Genomic DNA, 16,448 nt, shown 5'->3' on the forward strand with positions numbered 1-16,448 from the left:
TTGCCGCCATTTTGTTATCCTGCTCGAAGCAGCCGGATAGCTTCGTCACGCCCGAAAAGATAAAGCAGTACGCGCAACGCCTGTCCGCGTTCGGACTCCAGATCGGGATCGCTTGTCAGAATATAGCGCGCATCCTTGCGGGCGATTTCCAGAAGATCACCATGCGCTTCGATGGAAGCCAAGCGGAAGCCTGGGGTGCCGGATTGCCGCGTGCCGAGCAATTCGCCTTCGCCACGCAGTTTCAAATCTTCTTCCGCGATACGAAAACCGTCTTCCGTCTCGCGCATGACCTTCAGCCGGGCTTGTGCGATTTCGCCCAACGGGCCTTTGTAAAGCGGCAAGCACGTTGACGGTTTGTCGCCGCGCCCCACGCGACCGCGCAGCTGGTGCAGTTGCGACAGGCCGAAACGTTCGGCATGTTCGATAACAATGATCGTCGCATCGGGAACATCTACGCCTACTTCGATCACAGTGGTCGCGACCAGTAACCGCGTTTCGCCCTGCTTGAATGCCCGCATGGCTTCGTCTTTTTCAGCCCCGCTCATGCGGCCATGGATGAGACCGATGCGATCCCCAAAGACGGGTTTGAGGCTTTCGAAACGTTCCTCCGCCGAAGTCAGTTCAACGACTTCGGATTCTTCAACGAGCGGGCAAATCCAGTAGATTTTCTGTCCTTCTGCCACAGCTTTTCGGATGCGCTCGACAAGTTCGCCCATGCGCTCCATTGGCACGATGGCGGTCGTGATGGGCTGGCGTCCGGCAGGCTTCTCGGTCAGTTTCGACACGTCCATATCGCCAAAGGCGGTGAGGACGAGGGTACGCGGAATAGGTGTAGCCGTCATGACCAGCATATCCGGTGCAGAACCCTTTGCGGTCAGCATCAGACGTTGGTGCACGCCAAAACGATGCTGTTCATCGATGATGACCAGAACGAGGTCGTGATATTCGACCTTTTCCTGAAAAAGCGCATGCGTGCCGATGACGATATCGATTTCGCCAGTTTTTAATCCTTCGAGAACTGCATTCCTGTCACGGCCCTTTTCGCGACCGGTCAGAAGGGCGGTTTTCAGTCCCGCTTTCTCTGCAAGCGGCGCGATGGTTGCAAAATGTTGACGGGCGAGAACTTCCGTCGGCGCCATGAGTGCTGACTGTCCACCAGATTCTGCGGCGTGGGCCATGGAAAGCAATCCAACGACCGTCTTGCCGGAGCCGACATCGCCCTGCAAAAGCCGCAACATGCGCTCCGGCGATTTAAGATCTGTGATGATTTCGCGAACAGCCTGATCCTGCCCCTCGGTCAAGCGATAGGGCAGGTGGCGCATGATTTCGGCGACGATGCGCCCTGTACCTTCCAGAGGACGACCGGAAAGCCGCCGTGTTTTCGCGCGAACAAGGGCGAGTGCCAATTGTCCGGCCAGAAACTCGTCATATGCGAGCCTGCGCCGCGAAATGCTTTCAAGCGCGATATCCGACGGGTCTTCAGGCAGGTGAAGCGTGTTCAGCGATTGCTGGAAACTGGTGAAGCGCTCCCGCGCCAGCAACGGGCCGTCGATCCATTCCGGCAGCGGAGGCACGCGGGTCAGTGCTTCCTTGACGGCGCGCGCCAATGTCTTTGGCGACAGACCTGCGGTCAGCGGATAGACCGGCTCGACCATCGGCAGATTGACCGCATCTTCTAAGCTCGCAATATAGTCCGGGTGGACCATGGAGGCGCGACCGTTGAACCATTCCACCTTGCCCGAGACGATGACAGTTTCACCTTCAGGCAGCATTTTTTGCAGCCAAGGCAATTGCGCATGGAAGAAGGTCAGCGCGATTTCGCCGGTGTCGTCATGAGCGAAGACGCGATGCGGAACATTACCACGCCCGGGTGGTGCAGGCTGATGCTGGTCTACAATGACTTCCAGCGTGACGATTGCACCTTCCTGAGCAAGCGCGATACCAGGCCGATTGCGTCGGTCGATCACGCTGTGCGGTGCCAGAAACAGGAGCTGACCGACCTTGGGCTCCGCGCCCGGTATGTCGGTGCCAAGCAGTTTGCCAAGCAGGGCGGCAACCTTCGGGCCAATGCCGGAAAGCGAACGAACGGAAGCAAAAAATGGATCGAGCATGGATGGGCGCATGGGCTTGAGCATTAACTGCTTCGTCCTGCGGTGCAAGGGCGGTGCGCAATCTTTCTGTGCTCTTTTTGTTCTTGTTGGATAAACGGGTTCCCGTTTGCGGCGCAGATGCTATATACCAGCAGCAATTTGAATGATTGGAGCTTACCGAGGATGACTGGCAGCACATTGGCGACGGAAAATCTGGATGTACGGCGCCGCAAGCTTCTGTTTCGCGCGTGGCATCGCGGTATGCGCGAGATGGATTTGATCCTCGGGCAATATGCGGATGAATATATTGTCGGCTTCACCGATCCGCAGCTCGATGAGTTCGAGCATATTCTTGAAGTGCTTGACCGCGATCTTCTCAAATGGGTGACGGGTGAAAGCCCGATCCCGGCAGATTATGACACGCCTTTGTTCCGCGATATTGTCGCGTTCCGCGACCGCATAGAATTCTGAGTTCAAGGTTCCCATGCCCGTTTTCAGCAAACTAGGTCTCAAGTCCTCCAGCGCACTCGGGGCAAATCGTCATATCGTGATCGACGGCGTTGCCGACGGTTATGAGGCGTTCTGTCTCATTCGTCTGGCGGAAGAGATCGGCGAACGCGGACCGATTATGTATATCGTGCGCGACGGGCAGCGCATTGCCGATCTGGAGCAGGTCTTGAGTTTCGTGGCGCCGGATATGCCGGTTCTGCATCTGCCTGCATGGGATTGTTTGCCTTATGACCGCGTATCGCCCGGCGCAGACGCATCGGCACGTCGGCTCGCCGCACTCAGTGCGCTGTCCCAACTTAAAAAGGCACCGCATCCTGCCATCATTCTCACCACAGCCAATGCCGTTCTGCAAAAGCTGCCGCCGGAAGCGGCGATAGCCGAACAGGTGATTTCGGCGCGTCCCGGCAACCAGCTGGATATGAACGATCTGGCATCCCGGCTGGAGCGCAACGGTTTCGAACGTGTTTCCACCGTGCGCGACATCGGCGAATTTGCCGTTCGTGGTGGTATTCTCGATCTTTATGCACCCGGCGCAGAAGAGCCGTTGCGGCTTGATTTCTTTGGCGACACACTGGAATCGATCCGCGCTTTCGATCCGGCTTCGCAGCGTACCACGGGCACGCGCAAGGAGTTCGTGCTCCAGCCGATGAGCGAAATCACGCTTTCGCCGGACATGATCAGCCGTTTCCGCAAGAATTACGTCGCGATGTTCGGTGCGCCGCAGCGCGATGACGCGCTTTATCAGGCGATCAGTGAAGGTCGTCGCTTTGCGGGCATGGAACACTGGCTGCCGCTTTTCTACGACAAGCTTGATACCGTCTTCGACCATGCGGGCAATATGCCGGTGGTGTTCGACCATCTGGTGCATGAGGCGCTGACCGAGCGCCACACCATGGTTGTCGATCACTACGAGGCGCGGCTGAGGCAGGCCGAAGGCAAGGAGCCGGGCAGCGATGCCGTGCCTTACAAACCGGTCAAGCCGGAAACGCTTTATCTCACACCATCAGAGGTCGAGAAGCACGCTGAGGCCGGAGGTATGCGCATCGACCTGACGCCATTCGGTGCGCCGGAGGTTACGGGGCGGACGATTATTCATGCCGATGTGCACAAGGGCCGCAGCTTTGCCGAGGAGCGCGCCGCCACCGACGTGAACCTGTTCGAAGCGGTGGTGAAGCATATTGCCGAACTGCGTGCAGCGGGCAAGAAAGTGCTGGTTGCTGCCTGGACTGAAGGTTCTCTCGACCGTCTTTTGCAGGTCCTTGATGAACATGGGCTGGAAAAGATCGAGTCGGTTGACCGGCTTTCTACCGTCAAGGCGCTGTCGCGCGACAAGGTAACGGCGGCTGTGCTGGCCGTCGAGAGCGGATTCGACGCGGGCGATCTCGTCATCGTGGCCGAGCAGGATATTCTGGGTGACCGTCTTATCCGCCGTTCCAAGCGCCGCAAGCGCGATCAGGATTTCATCTCGGAAGTCGCCTCGCTAAACGCTGGCGATATCGTCGTCCATGTCGATCACGGTATCGGTCGCTTCATTGGCCTCAAGACCATTACCGCCGCTGGCGCTCCCCACGACTGTCTTGAAATTCACTATGCGGGCGATGACCGGCTGTTCCTGCCGGTTGAAAATATCGAACTGCTCTCGCGTTATGGTTCGGAGGGCTCCGATGCGGTTCTCGACAAGCTTGGCGGTGGCGCGTGGCAGATGCGCAAGGCCAAGCTCAAGAAACGCCTGCTTGAGATTGCCGGGCATCTGATCCAGATCGCTGCCGAACGGCAGATGCGCGGTGCGCCGGTGATGACGCCGCCAGATGGTCTCTATGCCGAATTTTCTGCTCGCTTCCCCTATGATGAAACCGACGACCAGCTGACGGCAATCGAGTCCGTGGCGGACGATCTGGCTGCTGGCAAGCCGATGGATCGCCTGATCTGCGGTGATGTCGGCTTCGGCAAGACGGAAGTAGCCCTGCGCGCTGCTTTCATTGCTGCGATGAGTGGCGTTCAAGTGGCGATAGTCGTGCCGACAACGCTCCTGTCGCGCCAGCATTTCAAGACCTTCTCGAAGCGCTTCCATGGTCTGCCGATCAATCTTGCCCATGCCTCGCGTCTTGTCGGCACGAAAGAACTTGCGGCTGCCAAAAAGGGACTGGAAGAAGGAACGGTCGATATTGTCGTCGGCACGCATGCGCTGCTCGGCAACTCGATCAAATTCAAGAATCTCGGTCTGCTCATCATCGATGAAGAGCAGCATTTCGGCGTTAAGCACAAGGAGCGGCTGAAGGAACTGAAGTCGGACGTGCATGTGCTGACATTGTCCGCCACGCCGATCCCGCGCACTTTGCAGCTTGCGCTAACCGGCGTGCGCGAACTGTCGCTCATCACCACGCCACCCGTCGATCGTATGGCGGTGCGCACCTTCGTCTCACCGTTCGATCCGCTCGTCATTCGCGAGACGCTTTTGCGCGAACGCTATCGTGGCGGCCAGAGTTTCTACGTCTGCCCGCGCATTTCCGATCTTGGTGACATCGAAGACTTCCTTAAAACGCATGTGCCTGAACTGAAAGTCGCCGTGGCCCATGGCCAGATGGCGCCGGGCGTGCTCGATGACATCATGAACGCCTTCTATGACGGCCAGTATGATGTGCTTCTGTCCACGACCATTGTGGAATCCGGTCTCGATATTCCGACGGCCAACACGATGATCGTGCACCGCGCCGATATGTTCGGTCTGGCACAGCTCTACCAGCTGCGCGGTCGTGTTGGTCGCTCGAAGCAGCGCGCTTTCGCGCTGTTCACACTTCCGGCAGGTAAGATGCTGACGCAGATGGCGGAACGTCGCCTAAAGGTTCTACAGTCGCTCGACACGCTGGGCGCAGGCTTCCAGCTTGCCAGCCACGATATGGATATTCGCGGGGCAGGCAATCTGCTCGGCGAGGAACAGTCTGGCCATATCAAGGAAGTCGGTTTTGAGCTTTACCAGCAGATGCTGGAAGAAGCCGTTGCGACGCTCAAGGGTTCCGGCGAAGTGGAAGACAGCCAGTGGTCGCCGCAGATCGCTATTGGCACGGCGGTTATGATCCCCGAAGCCTATGTGCCGGACCTGCAATTGCGCCTCGGCCTTTATCGCCGTCTCGCCGATCTGGAAGAGCCGCAGGATATAGATGCTTTCGGCGCGGAACTCATTGACCGTTTTGGTCCGATGCCGGATGAAGTGCAGCACCTGCTCAAGATCGTTTACATCAAGGCACTCTGCCGCCGTGCGAATGTCGAGAAGCTCGATGCCGGTCCGAAGGGCGTGGTCATCCAGTTCCGTCATGCGACGTTCAACAACCCGGTCGGGCTGGTGAAAATGATCGGTGAACAGGGCTCCATGGCCAAGATCAGGCCGGATCAGAGCATCGTCTTCATCCGCGACTGGCCGACACCGGAAAAGCGCCTCAACGGTTCTGCCGTCATCATGACGCAACTGGCGAAGATCGCGGCGGGTTAACCCGCCGATTCGCGTCTTTTAGCGATCTTCAGAAATCCCCGGCTCAAAGCCTTCAGCCGTCTGGCGAATAGCGTCAGCAAGGACATCTGCCGTCTGAGCGCCCATGACGGCATATTTCTGATCGATGATGAAGCATGGTACGCCGCGCACGCCGATGCGGCTGGCGGTATCGATCTCCTCACGAATCGTTGCCTTGTCTGCCTCACTTTGCAGGAGCCGGGCCACCACTTCGGCATCCATGCCGACGCTTGCCGCAGCATCAACCAGCACTTCGTGGTCGCCGATATCCTGTCCCTGCTCGAAATAGAGCGAGAACAACATGCCGACCATCCGGTCCTGCGTATCGGGTGCAGCCTGTGCTGCCCAATGGATGACGCGATGTGCGTCCAGAGTATTTGGCGCTCGGGCGATGGCATCGAAATCGAAGACGATGCCGTTTTCCTCACCAAGCTGGGTCAGCTGCTTGTGGATGTCATCAATCTTTCCGCCGGTGCCGAATTTCTCTCGCATATAGGTCTGGCGATCCTTTCCCTGCGGAGGCAGGGTCGGATCGAGCTGGAAGGGACGCCAGCGCACTTCCGCCTCCACATCCGGCACCATGGCAAGTGCCGCCTCAAGGCGCTTGCGCCCCAGAAAGCACCAAGGGCAGACGACGTCGGACACGACATCGATAGTTATCTTTCTGGTGGCCATGGCAGTGTCTCCATACGGGAACCAGAGGCGCGGCCTCCGGTTGAATACTCATCATATATTGGGTGCATGTAGGGCGAATTACATCAACGTTAAAGCCCGATCATGGCTTTGCGCGCCACCAGGTTGGTAGTTGATAGCCATAGAGCGAAGTCTTCTTTGGATGCTCGATGCGATCCCAGCGCGCTACCCACTGATAGGGCAGGTGGTAAAGCGGAATGTAGTAATCCCCGGAGATAAGCACACGATCAAGGGCGCGGACCGCACTCACGAAATCGGCGCGGCTTCTGGCTGCCAGCAGTGCTTCAATCATCGCATCTACTGCCGGATCAGCAACGCCCGGATAGTTGAAACTTCCCTGAACGTCACGCGAGGCTGCGCCCCAGCGCATCCATTGTTCGTTGCCGGGCGAAAGCGATCCGGTCAGCGCTCCGAGAATCATGTCGTAGTCGAATGTCTGGAGGCGCTGCTGATATTGGGCGTCGTCCACAGTGCGTATTTCGATTGTGATGCCCAGTCGCGCGAGATTGCGCTTGTAAGCCAACGCAACTTTTTCCTCGTCGGGCGAGCGCGTCATGATCTCAAATTTAAGCGGCTTGCCAGAGGGATCAACGGCGAGGCCGTGTTCAAACTGAAAACCCGCGTCAGTCAGGAGATCGTAGGCTTTCTTTGCAGGCGTGCGGTCATGACCGCTGCCGTCCGTTACGGGCGGATGCCATGTACCATTCATGACATCGTCGCGAACGGCTTCGGGGAATGGTTTCAGCAACTGCTTCTCGCGGTCATCGGCAGGCTTGCCGACGGAGGAAAGCTCCGATCCTTCCCAAAAACTCTGCGTGCGGCGGTACTGATCGGCGAAAAGGTTGCGGTTAGCCCATTCGAAGTCGAAGAGCAGCCCCAGGGCCTGCCGGACACGACGGTCGGCGAAAATTGGACGGCGCGTGTTGAACACGAAGCCGAACATGTTGGCTGGCGTGCCTTTTTCAAAGCTGTCCTTGATGACACGGCCCTGTTTTACAGCCGGGAAATCATAAAGCTTCTCCCATCGAGTCGGGTTTGCTTCGATGAAGACATCCAGCAGCCCCTTCTTGAAAGACTCAAACAGGGATGTCTCGTTTCGGTAATATTCAATCGTCAACGTATCGAAGTTGTTGAGACCGCGCTGCGACGGCAGATCCTTGCCCCAGTAGTCAGGGTTGCGCTTGTAGATAATACGCTGGCCGGGCTGCACGCCGGAAACGAGATACGGGCCGCTGCCGATAGGTGATTTCAGGGATGAATTGCCGAAGGTTTCGCGATCAATGGCGTGCTTTGGCAGCACGGGCATCGATGAGGCAATCAGCATCGGAAATTCGCGATCCGACTTGTCGTTGAAGGTGAAGCGAAATGAGCGCTCCCCCGTCTTTTCGATCTTCTCGACCCGACTCATCCGGTTGTTGTAGGGAGGGCGTCCCTTTTCCGTCAGAATGTCATAGCTGAAGAGAACGTCGTCCACCGTCACCGGCTGGCCGTCCGACCATTTCGCTTTCGGGTTCAAGGTGAATTCGACCCATTTGCGGTCCGGATCAACCGCAACCTTTTCAGCAAGCAGGCCGTAAAGGGTAAAGGGTTCGTCCCGCGAGCGCTGCATGAGCGTTTCGTAAACCAGATTTCCGAGGTCGACATCCCCGAACAGGCCGCGCGCTGTCGTACGCATGCTTTTCAGAACAAATGGGTTGAGACTGTCGAAAGTGCCGACAACGCCCATTGTGATGGCGCCGCCCTTCGGGGCGTCGGCATTTGCATAGGGGAAATGGGTGAAGTCAGCCGGCAGCGCCACATCTCCATGCATGGAGAGCGCATAGTCCGGCTGTGCTTCGGCTATCGCCTGCGCCGGCAGCACGCCGACGACAGCTCCGGTAAGGCTCGCAAGAACCACTTTGCGGAGAAAGGCAATCAATCCGTTCAACTTCAATCGTCCATTGTAAATAAGTTTGATGGTCGGCGCCGGGAAGCGTCGATTCGGAACCGAAAACTAGCATGATCGTACATTAAGTGCGGAATTAGGGCGTGTCCGTCACGCGACAGTAGGGGCTAAAATAAAGATTTTGGCGGATTCCGGGCATGGAAAGACGAAACTCATCTGGATTCATACCCCTAGTCGTTGTAACACGGCTCCGGATTGGGGCCCGCAAGGGTCCGGATGGGGGCTAAAATCCCCAAGGTCACGCTGTTGCCGCATTTTAAAACCAGTGACGGTCTATCGCTGACTTATAATACAGAACGGGAACTATAGATCAGAGCGTTGAAAGGAACCTGTTGATCATGTCCAGCACTAAGACAATCGCTGCCGCATCTGCCATTGCTGGCGCGTTCGCCCTGCTTGCCTCCGCGACGATGCCTGCATCGGCGCAGCAGCCGCCACAGGGCTGGTTCAAGGTTTGCTCGAAGCAGGAAGACAATGACATCTGCAACACGCAGAACATTGTCACTGCAGATTCCGGCCAGCTCCTGACCGCCGTCAACCTCATCGAGATCAAGGGCAAGATCAACCGCAAGATCTTTCAGGTGACCGTTCCTATCGGTCGTTTGATTCCTGCTGGCGTCGGCCTCCAGATCGACAACAACAAGCCGGTCAAGCTTGAATACGGCATCTGCTTCCCGGATCGCTGCATCGCAGAAGCTCCGCTGACCGACGATCTCATTAATGCGCTCAAGAAGGGCGGCAAGCTGACCCTGACTTCGGTCAACTATCAGAACAAGCCGAACCCGATTCCGGTTGCACTCACCGGCTTCTCAGGCGCTCTGACCGGCCCGGCTCTCAAGCAGTCCGAACTGGAAGAACGCCAGAAGGAACTTCAGGACGCCGTCCAGAAGCGCCAGAAGGATTTCGAAGCCAAGATGAAGGCTGAACAGGACAAGGCAAAGGGCGCAGCCAACTAAGCTGCTGTCTGTCCAGTGTGTTATGAAAAAGGGGCGCTTTGAGCGCCCTTTTTTTTGAACCATCACTTTAGAAGATAGTGCTATATTAGTTAGAATGTTGCGACTTTACGCGATAGGAACCATTGTCCTGTCGATCAAACATCTCCTCGATCTGAGGATGGCGCAAAGGCTCGCCGCTTAAATCCGGCACCAGGTTCTGCTCCGATACATAGGCGACATATTCGGATTCCGCGTTTTCCGCGAGCAGATGGTAAAACGGCTGGTCGCGATGCGGGCGCGCTTCTTCCGGAATGGACTCATACCATTCCTCCGTATTTGCAAATTCGGGGTCTACGTCAAAGATAACCCCGCGGAAGGGGAATAGCCGGTGCTTGACGACCTGACCGATCTGAAATTTCGCGTGCTTTATCTGTGTCATACCCATGCAACATTATGTAGTTCACCGCGTGACAAATTAAAGTCGGCGGTAACCGGCAATTCTGTCTGTTCGATGTCTCGGATGGTCCGAAAATTAAGTTAGCTGGAACGTTTGCCGTCGCTTCGGTGTGGAAGGCTTGGCAGTTTCGGTAGCAGATGCGAGAAACCGCTGCCAGGACGAAGCCCCTCACGCATGAAGAATGCGCGCAGCGGTGCGAATGAGCGGAGCATTTCCAATCCCACTCCACGCACGATCTGCGCCGGAAGCATGCCGGAGAGAAGTGAACGATTGAGCGCATCGACAGAGCCGGTGCGGGCTAGAATATCCGGACGTCTTGCGCGGTCATAGGCGCGAATAACCCGATTTGAGCCCGGGTCGACAAGATCGCTTTCGATAGCCTTGACCAGCGTTTCGACATCGCGGGAACCCAGATTGAGGCCTTGTGCGCCAATCGGTGGAAACACATGCGCGGCTTCACCAATCAGGATCGTGCGCTTGGCCGCAAAGACATGGGGCACGAGGCCGGAAAGGGGCCAGGCTTGCGGCTTGATCTCGAGGTTAATCTTGCCGAGCATGGACTGCATCATATCCTCGACACGCTGAGCGAGCGTGGCTTCGTCAAGCGCAAGCAGTGCTTCGGCGCGACCGGGATTGACCACCCAGACGAGGCTTGAGCGCTTGCCTTTCAACGGCACCTGAGTGAAGGGGCCTTCTTCGGTGTGGAATTCCGTCGAAATATTCTCGTGGTCGACACTATGCGAGAAGGAAAGCACAACGGCTGTCTGCGGATAGCTCCAGCGGCGTGTGCGGATGCCTGCCGCTTCGCGAGCCATGGAATTGCGCCCGTCGGCTGCCACGACCAGCCGCGTATGCAATGTGTCACCGCCCGAAAGGGTGATGGTCACGTGGTCGCCATTGTGGCGGTATTCGATGACGGAGGCATTGATGCGTTGGATATTCGGATTGCGGGAAACGGCCTCAGCCAGTTTCTCGTTCAAAACGGCATTGGGGATATTGTAGCCGAACGCAGTCTCATCGATCTCGCCCGCACGGAAGGTGACGACAGGGCTTCTCACGAGCCGTCGCGTGGCGTCTATAATGCGCATGGAAGCGAGCGGTGCCGCTTCCGGCTCGATATCCGACCAGACGCCCAGTCCCTCCAACAGTCTGATGGCAGGCATCATGAGGGCGGTGGTGCGACGATCGCCCTTGTCGGTCTCCGGTCCAAGCAACACGGTGCGATAGCCTTTTGCGCCAAGCGCCAGCGCTGCCATCATCCCGGCAGGCCCGCTGCCGCTGATGACAATGTCAGTGAGAGGCTTGTTCACAACAAGATCGTTCATCGTGTTTCATCCCTGGTCCGACAGTGCAGACCTCGTGACCGTTCGCTATGCATATCGCATTGTCTGATGATTCCAGACGGATGCGTTTGAGCCGCACTTAAACCGAATTGCAGCCAAAAGGCCATTCTTCCGTGGGATTATGGCGGATTTGCCTCACGCCTTACTTGCTCTTTTGTGCTTATTCAGGGAAAGCTGCTGCAGGATCATGGCTTTTCCTGGGGGAGAAGCTATTCAACGATCTTGAGGGTTGGGGACGTCAGTTTGTTTGGTGTACGCGTTCCCCGTTTGATGAAATTTACTCGCTGCCTTAGAGCGCCGTGCGTCCTTGCGGACGCACAAAGGACGCTCTAACTTGTTGAATCTACGCATCGTGCTTTTCAAAAAGCGATTCCGATTTTTGAGCCGATGCGGGGATTATCTTCGGCGGGATATGCGCGGCGACAAACTGAAATGGCGGACGGCGTGAAAACCAAACTGACCGGAAAACTCAAAGCCAAAAAAGTCACCGCGCCGCAAGCCAAGGCGTTTTCGGTTCATCTTCTGACGGCATCGGGTTCGTTTCTGGCGTTCCTTTCCATCGTGGCGGCCAGTGATGGGCGCTATACGGCGATGTGGTGGTGGCTGGGGCTGGCGCTTTTCGTCGACGGCATCGATGGCCCCATCGCGCGCAAGCTTGAAGTCAAATATGTTCTGCCGAACTGGTCTGGCGAGCTTCTCGACAACATCATCGACTATGTCACCTATGTTCTGATACCGGCTTTCGCGCTTTATCAAAGCGGGTTCATGGGGACATATCTGTCCTTCATATCCGGCGCGATCATCGTGGTTTCGAGCGCGATCTATTATGCCGATACCGGCATGAAGACGAAGGAGAACTTCTTCAAGGGGTTCCCGGTCGTCTGGAACATGGTGGTCTTTACGCTTTTCATCGTCAAACCGGGCGAGTGGGTCGCTTTCGCAACCGTTGTCGTATCGGCAATCCTGTCGTTCCTGCCGATCAATTTCCTGCATCCAGTGCGCGTTGTGCGCCTGCGACCGCTTAATCTGACGGTTTTCCTGCTCTGGTGTGCCTTTGGCGCGGCTGCGCTCTATTATACTCTGGACGCGCCGTTGTGGGTTCGCGTCGGTATCTCCGTGACGGGCCTCTACATCTACTTCATCGGCGCTGTCATGCAGTTTTTCCCAGGATTGGGGCGGACTGCGACCGTCATCGCGGCCGAGAAAGCCGCTGCCGCAAAGAAGAGTGGAGAAGCATGATGATCAATGCCATTCGCGTCCATCAGACCGGTGGGCCGGAAGTCATGAAGTATGAACAGATCGAGATAGGCGAACCCGGTCCGGGTGAGGCAAAAGTGCGCCATGAAGCCGTCGGTCTGAACTTCATCGACGTTTATTTCCGCACCGGGCTTTACAAGGCAGCCCAGATGCCTTTCACGCCTGGCAATGAAGGCGCGGGCACAGTCATTGCGGTTGGTCCGGGCGTTGAGGGTGTTCGTGTCGGTGACCGTGTTGCCTATGTGGCGACACCGGGCTCCTATGCAGACGAGCGCATTCTGCCAGCGGACCGGCTGGTCAAGGTTCCGGATAATGTCGATCTGAAAACCGCCGCCTCCATGATGCTGAAAGGCATGACGGCGCAATATCTTCTGCGGCGTACATTCAAGGTGGAGCCGGGGCAGACGATCCTGTTTCATGCCGCTGCTGGCGGGGTAGGCTTGATTGCCGGACAATGGGCAAAGCATCTTGGCGCCACCGTCATCGGCACGGCGGGATCGGAAGAAAAGATCGCGTTGGCCAGAAAGCATGGCTACGACCATGTCATCAATTACCGCACCGAGAACTTTGTCGAAAAGGTGAAGGAACTGACGGGCGGAGCGGGTGTCGACGTTGTCTATGATTCTGTTGGGCGCGATACCTATATGGGCTCGCTCGACGTGTTGAAGCCGCTTGGCATGTTTGCCTGCTTTGGCCAATCGTCGGGTGTCATTCCGCCGTTTGATCTCGGCATTCTGGCGCAGAAGGGTTCGCTCTTTGCCACGCGTCCTACGCTGTTCAATTATATCGCCAAGCGGGTGGACCTCGAAAAGACGGCAGCAGAGCTTTTCGACGTGGTCGGAAGCGGAGCCGTCAAGATCGAGATCAACCAGACCTATGCGCTCAAGGATGCGGGCAAGGCGCATGAGGATCTGGAAGCCCGCAAGACGACGGGAACCACCATTCTGCTTCCATGATCGGGCTGATGATTGCAGCAGTGTGTATATGTCCACCGCTGCTTGCTTTTGGGCTTTTCAAGAGCAGAGTTGCTGGATAAGGTCGCTCAAAAATATAATTTTGGGGAACAATGACAGCGCCTTTAACCGACCGGCCTCTTCTGGATGTCCGCCGGCTCACGAAAGTATTTGGTCAGCTGCGGGCCTGCGATGGTGTCGATCTCACCATCGGGGAAGGCGAAATTCACGCGCTTCTGGGTGAAAACGGCGCCGGAAAATCAACCTTTGTGAAAATGTTGTTCGGCGCGTTGCAGCCACTTGAAGGCGAAATCGTCTGGAAGGGGCAACCTGTCACGATAGATGAACCTGCCGCCGCAAGAAAACTTGGCATAGGCATGGTTTTTCAGCATTTTTCGCTGTTCGACTCACTAACTGCCGCTGAGAACATTGCCTTGTCGCTCGACCGTTCGCTACCGCTTTCAGACGTTGCGAAGCGTGCGCGTGAGGTTGGCAGGACTTACGGTCTTCCGGTCGACCCGCAGGCCCATGTTGGTGATCTGTCCGTCGGCGAACGTCAGCGTATCGAAATCGTGCGCTGTCTTCTTCAGGAGCCGGATCTCATCATCCTTGATGAGCCGACTTCGGTGCTGACGCCGCAAGAAGCCGACAAGTTGTTTGAAACGCTGGAGCGCCTGAAAGCCGAAGGCAAGTCGATCCTCTATATCAGCCATCGTCTGGAGGAAGTGAAACGCCTCTGTGACCGCGCAACCGTGTTGCGGCATGGCAAGGTCGTTGCACATTGCGATCCGCGCAAGGAAACCGCCGCGTCGCTCGCCCGTATGATGGTCGGTAATGATATCAATGTTGTGGCACGCAGTCCCATCGCGGCGGCGGTAGATGTCGGTAATGAAGCGCTTTTTGAAATCAAGTCACTGTCGCAACCGCCGCGTGGGCCATTTTCGACGGCATTGAAAGATATTTCTCTCTCGGTCGCCGCAGGCGAAGTCGTTGGCATTGCCGGTGTTGCAGGCAACGGGCAAGGTGAATTCTTCGAAGCTGTTTCGGGTGAAGTGCTGCAGTCAAATCCATCGAATGTGCGCTTTCGCGGGAAGGATGCAGGCAAGGCCGGCATCAGCGACCGCCGCATGATGGGGGCAGCCTTCGTGCCGGAGGAGCGGCTTGGTCACGGTGCTGTTCCGACCATGACGCTGACCGACAATCTGTTCTTGTCGCGATACAAGACCGACGCAAAGATGTTCCTGCGTGGCGGCAAGATGAAGCTGATCGCAGAGAGCGCGCTTCGATCGGCTGCAAAACGCATCATTGAACGGATGGATGTGCGCAAGAGTGCTGAAAATCCGCCCGCATCTGCACTTTCTGGCGGAAACCTGCAGAAATTCATCATCGGGCGCGAGCTTGATCGCTCACCATTGGTCATGGTTGTGAACCAGCCGACATGGGGCGTGGATGCCGGTGCCGCAGCACATATCCGGCAGGCACTTGTGGATCTTGCGCGCTCCGGTTCGGCAGTTCTCGTCATCAGTCAGGACCTTGATGAGCTTCTTGAAATCAGTGACCGCATTGCCGTGATGAATCATGGCCAGCTCTCCGATCCTCTGCCGATTGCCGATGTAACGCTGGAAAAGATCGGTCTTTTGATGGGCGGTATCTCAGGAGAGGCGGGAACTGCATGATGCGGATTGAACTCGTCAAACGCCCGCAGCCGTCGAGACTTTTCAGCGCCTTGTCACCATTGCTGGCACTGTCGTTGACGCTGATTTTCGGCGGACTTGCTTTTGCGCTGATGGGCAAGGATCCGTTGCATGCGCTTTATGTCTTCTTTGTCGAGCCTTTGTTCGACATCTGGTCTTGGCATGAATTGCTCGTGAAGGCTGCGCCGCTGATCCTGATCGCAGTCGGCCTCTGCGTCTGCTTTCTGTCCAACAACTGGAATATCGGTGCCGAGGGGCAGTTCATCGCCGGTGCCATAGCGGGATCGATCTTGCCCGTTATGTTCCCTGAACTGCAGTCTTGGGTGGTTTTGCCCCTGATGATGCTGATGGGGATGGCAGGCGGCGCGGCCTATGCATCCATTCCCGCTTTGCTGAAAGTGCGCTTCAATACCAATGAAATCCTGACCAGCCTTATGCTTGTCTATGTCGCGCAGCTGTTCCTCGACTGGCTCGTGCGCGGGCCATGGCGCAACCCGGAAGGATATAATTTCCCGGAAACCCGTCAGTTCAACGATAGCGCCATTCTGCCGGAAATCTGGAGCGCATCGGGCCGCGCGCATTGGGGCTTCATCTTTGCGCTCGTTGCAGCGGTTGTCGTCTGGCTCCTGCTCAAGCACACGCTGAAGGGTTTCGAGGTCAAGGTGATCGGCCAAAGTCCGAGAGCCGGGCGTTTCGCGGGTTTCAGCGCGGGCAAGATGGTGTTCTTCGTCTTTGCGGTTTCCGGTGCCCTTGCCGGTCTCGCGGGCATCGCGGAAACCTCCGGTGCCATCGGTCAGCTTCGTCCGGCCATATCTCCGGGCTACGGTTTTACGGCGATCATCGTCGCGTTTCTGGGACGCCTCAATCCGCTGGGGGCGATAGCAGCCGGTCTGGTGTTGGCGCTTTCCTATCTTGGAGGCGAAGCTGCACAGGTTGCTATCGGCATCTCCGAAAAATCTGCGCGCGTGTTTCAGGGCATGATCCTGTTCTTCGTTCTCGCTTGCGATACACTCATCCTTTATCGCATTCGCTTCATATCCGGTCGCCAAGCGGGAAAGGCCTGATC

At 56.9% G+C, this 16,448-nt stretch carries 12 protein-coding genes; 7 read left to right on the top strand and 5 right to left on the bottom strand.

The genetic code is table 11. The features are described 5' to 3' along the window. Window positions 1-14 precede the first annotated feature (14 nt). Window positions 15-2,135 (bottom strand): ATP-dependent DNA helicase RecG, encoded by a 2,121-nt coding sequence (gene recG / locus OHI65_RS08790; RefSeq protein WP_264358637.1) that lies wholly within the window; start codon window positions 2,133-2,135, stop codon window positions 15-17. A 138-nt stretch (window positions 2,136-2,273) separates the two neighbouring features. Here recG and OHI65_RS08795 point away from each other — a divergent pair, with 138 nt between their 5' ends. Next, window positions 2,274-2,561 carry a succinate dehydrogenase assembly factor 2 gene (locus OHI65_RS08795; RefSeq protein ID WP_061345376.1) on the top strand — a complete coding sequence of 96 codons (288 nt, stop codon included), beginning with the start codon at window positions 2,274-2,276 and terminating at the stop codon, window positions 2,559-2,561. 13 nt (window positions 2,562-2,574) lie between these two features. After that, window positions 2,575-6,087: a transcription-repair coupling factor gene (gene mfd, locus OHI65_RS08800; protein ID WP_125302047.1), complete on the top strand. Its 3,513-nt coding sequence runs from the start codon at window positions 2,575-2,577 to the stop codon at window positions 6,085-6,087. An 18-nt stretch (window positions 6,088-6,105) separates the two neighbouring features. Here the strand turns inward: mfd and OHI65_RS08805 are convergent, their stop codons facing one another. Next, a complete protein-coding gene (locus OHI65_RS08805; RefSeq protein ID WP_029927370.1) occupies window positions 6,106-6,780 on the bottom strand; it encodes a DsbA family oxidoreductase in 675 nt (224 codons plus the stop codon). Between the two features lie 100 nt (window positions 6,781-6,880). Beyond that, window positions 6,881-8,731 (bottom strand): extracellular solute-binding protein, encoded by a 1,851-nt coding sequence (locus OHI65_RS08810; RefSeq protein WP_125302044.1) that lies wholly within the window; start codon window positions 8,729-8,731, stop codon window positions 6,881-6,883. Between the two features lie 350 nt (window positions 8,732-9,081). Between OHI65_RS08810 and OHI65_RS08815 the strand changes: the two genes are divergently transcribed. Continuing rightward, window positions 9,082-9,699, top strand: a complete 618-nt coding sequence (locus tag OHI65_RS08815; RefSeq protein WP_010658835.1) for an invasion associated locus B family protein — start codon at window positions 9,082-9,084, stop codon at window positions 9,697-9,699. An 85-nt stretch (window positions 9,700-9,784) separates the two neighbouring features. Here the strand turns inward: OHI65_RS08815 and hspQ are convergent, their stop codons facing one another. Together hspQ and OHI65_RS08825 are read right to left on the bottom strand one after the other, a co-directional pair. Continuing rightward, window positions 9,785-10,123, bottom strand: a complete 339-nt coding sequence (gene hspQ, locus OHI65_RS08820) for a heat shock protein HspQ (protein WP_010658834.1) — start codon at window positions 10,121-10,123, stop codon at window positions 9,785-9,787. Window positions 10,124-10,215: 92 nt separating this feature from the next. Beyond that, window positions 10,216-11,460, bottom strand: a complete 1,245-nt coding sequence (locus tag OHI65_RS08825; protein WP_125302041.1) for a UbiH/UbiF family hydroxylase — start codon at window positions 11,458-11,460, stop codon at window positions 10,216-10,218. A gap of 450 nt (window positions 11,461-11,910) precedes the next feature. Between OHI65_RS08825 and pcsA the strand changes: the two genes are divergently transcribed. From pcsA to OHI65_RS08845, 4 genes are all read left to right on the top strand, one after another. Beyond that, entirely contained in the window at window positions 11,911-12,717 is an 807-nt protein-coding gene (gene pcsA, locus OHI65_RS08830) for a phosphatidylcholine synthase (RefSeq protein ID WP_029375958.1), read from the top strand. Next, window positions 12,717-13,691 carry a quinone oxidoreductase family protein gene (locus OHI65_RS08835; RefSeq protein ID WP_125302105.1) on the top strand — a complete coding sequence of 325 codons (975 nt, stop codon included), beginning with the start codon at window positions 12,717-12,719 and terminating at the stop codon, window positions 13,689-13,691. Before pcsA ends, OHI65_RS08835 begins: the two co-directional genes overlap by 1 nt. A 110-nt stretch (window positions 13,692-13,801) precedes the next feature. Then, window positions 13,802-15,364 (top strand): ABC transporter ATP-binding protein, encoded by a 1,563-nt coding sequence (locus OHI65_RS08840; protein ID WP_125302038.1) that lies wholly within the window; start codon window positions 13,802-13,804, stop codon window positions 15,362-15,364. Beyond that, complete coding sequence (locus OHI65_RS08845; RefSeq protein ID WP_125302102.1) at window positions 15,364-16,446, top strand: ABC transporter permease; 1,083 nt, start codon at window positions 15,364-15,366, stop codon at window positions 16,444-16,446. Before OHI65_RS08840 ends, OHI65_RS08845 begins: the two co-directional genes overlap by 1 nt. The last annotated feature ends 2 nt before the right edge of the window (window positions 16,447-16,448 follow it).

The organism is Brucella sp. MAB-22, from assembly GCF_025908475.1.
Classification (GTDB): Bacteria; Pseudomonadota; Alphaproteobacteria; order Rhizobiales; family Rhizobiaceae; genus Brucella; species Brucella anthropi.

Excerpts from the sequence above, each read along its gene's own strand:
- recG (WP_264358637.1), bottom strand. The coding sequence starts at position 2,135 with ATGCTCAAGCCCATGCGCCCATCCATGCTCGATCCATTTTTTGCTTCC.
- OHI65_RS08795 (WP_061345376.1), top strand. The coding sequence starts at position 2,274 with ATGACTGGCAGCACATTGGCGACGGAAAATCTGGATGTACGGCGCCGC.
- hspQ (WP_010658834.1), bottom strand. The coding sequence starts at position 10,123 with ATGGGTATGACACAGATAAAGCACGCGAAATTTCAGATCGGTCAGGTC.
- OHI65_RS08815 (WP_010658835.1), top strand. The coding sequence starts at position 9,082 with ATGTCCAGCACTAAGACAATCGCTGCCGCATCTGCCATTGCTGGCGCG.
- mfd (WP_125302047.1), top strand. The coding sequence starts at position 2,575 with ATGCCCGTTTTCAGCAAACTAGGTCTCAAGTCCTCCAGCGCACTCGGG.
- OHI65_RS08835 (WP_125302105.1), top strand. The coding sequence starts at position 12,717 with ATGATCAATGCCATTCGCGTCCATCAGACCGGTGGGCCGGAAGTCATG.
- OHI65_RS08840 (WP_125302038.1), top strand. The coding sequence starts at position 13,802 with ATGACAGCGCCTTTAACCGACCGGCCTCTTCTGGATGTCCGCCGGCTC.
- OHI65_RS08845 (WP_125302102.1), top strand. The coding sequence starts at position 15,364 with ATGCGGATTGAACTCGTCAAACGCCCGCAGCCGTCGAGACTTTTCAGC.
- OHI65_RS08825 (WP_125302041.1), bottom strand. The coding sequence starts at position 11,460 with ATGAACGATCTTGTTGTGAACAAGCCTCTCACTGACATTGTCATCAGC.
- OHI65_RS08805 (WP_029927370.1), bottom strand. The coding sequence starts at position 6,780 with ATGGCCACCAGAAAGATAACTATCGATGTCGTGTCCGACGTCGTCTGC.
- pcsA (WP_029375958.1), top strand. The coding sequence starts at position 11,911 with ATGGCGGACGGCGTGAAAACCAAACTGACCGGAAAACTCAAAGCCAAA.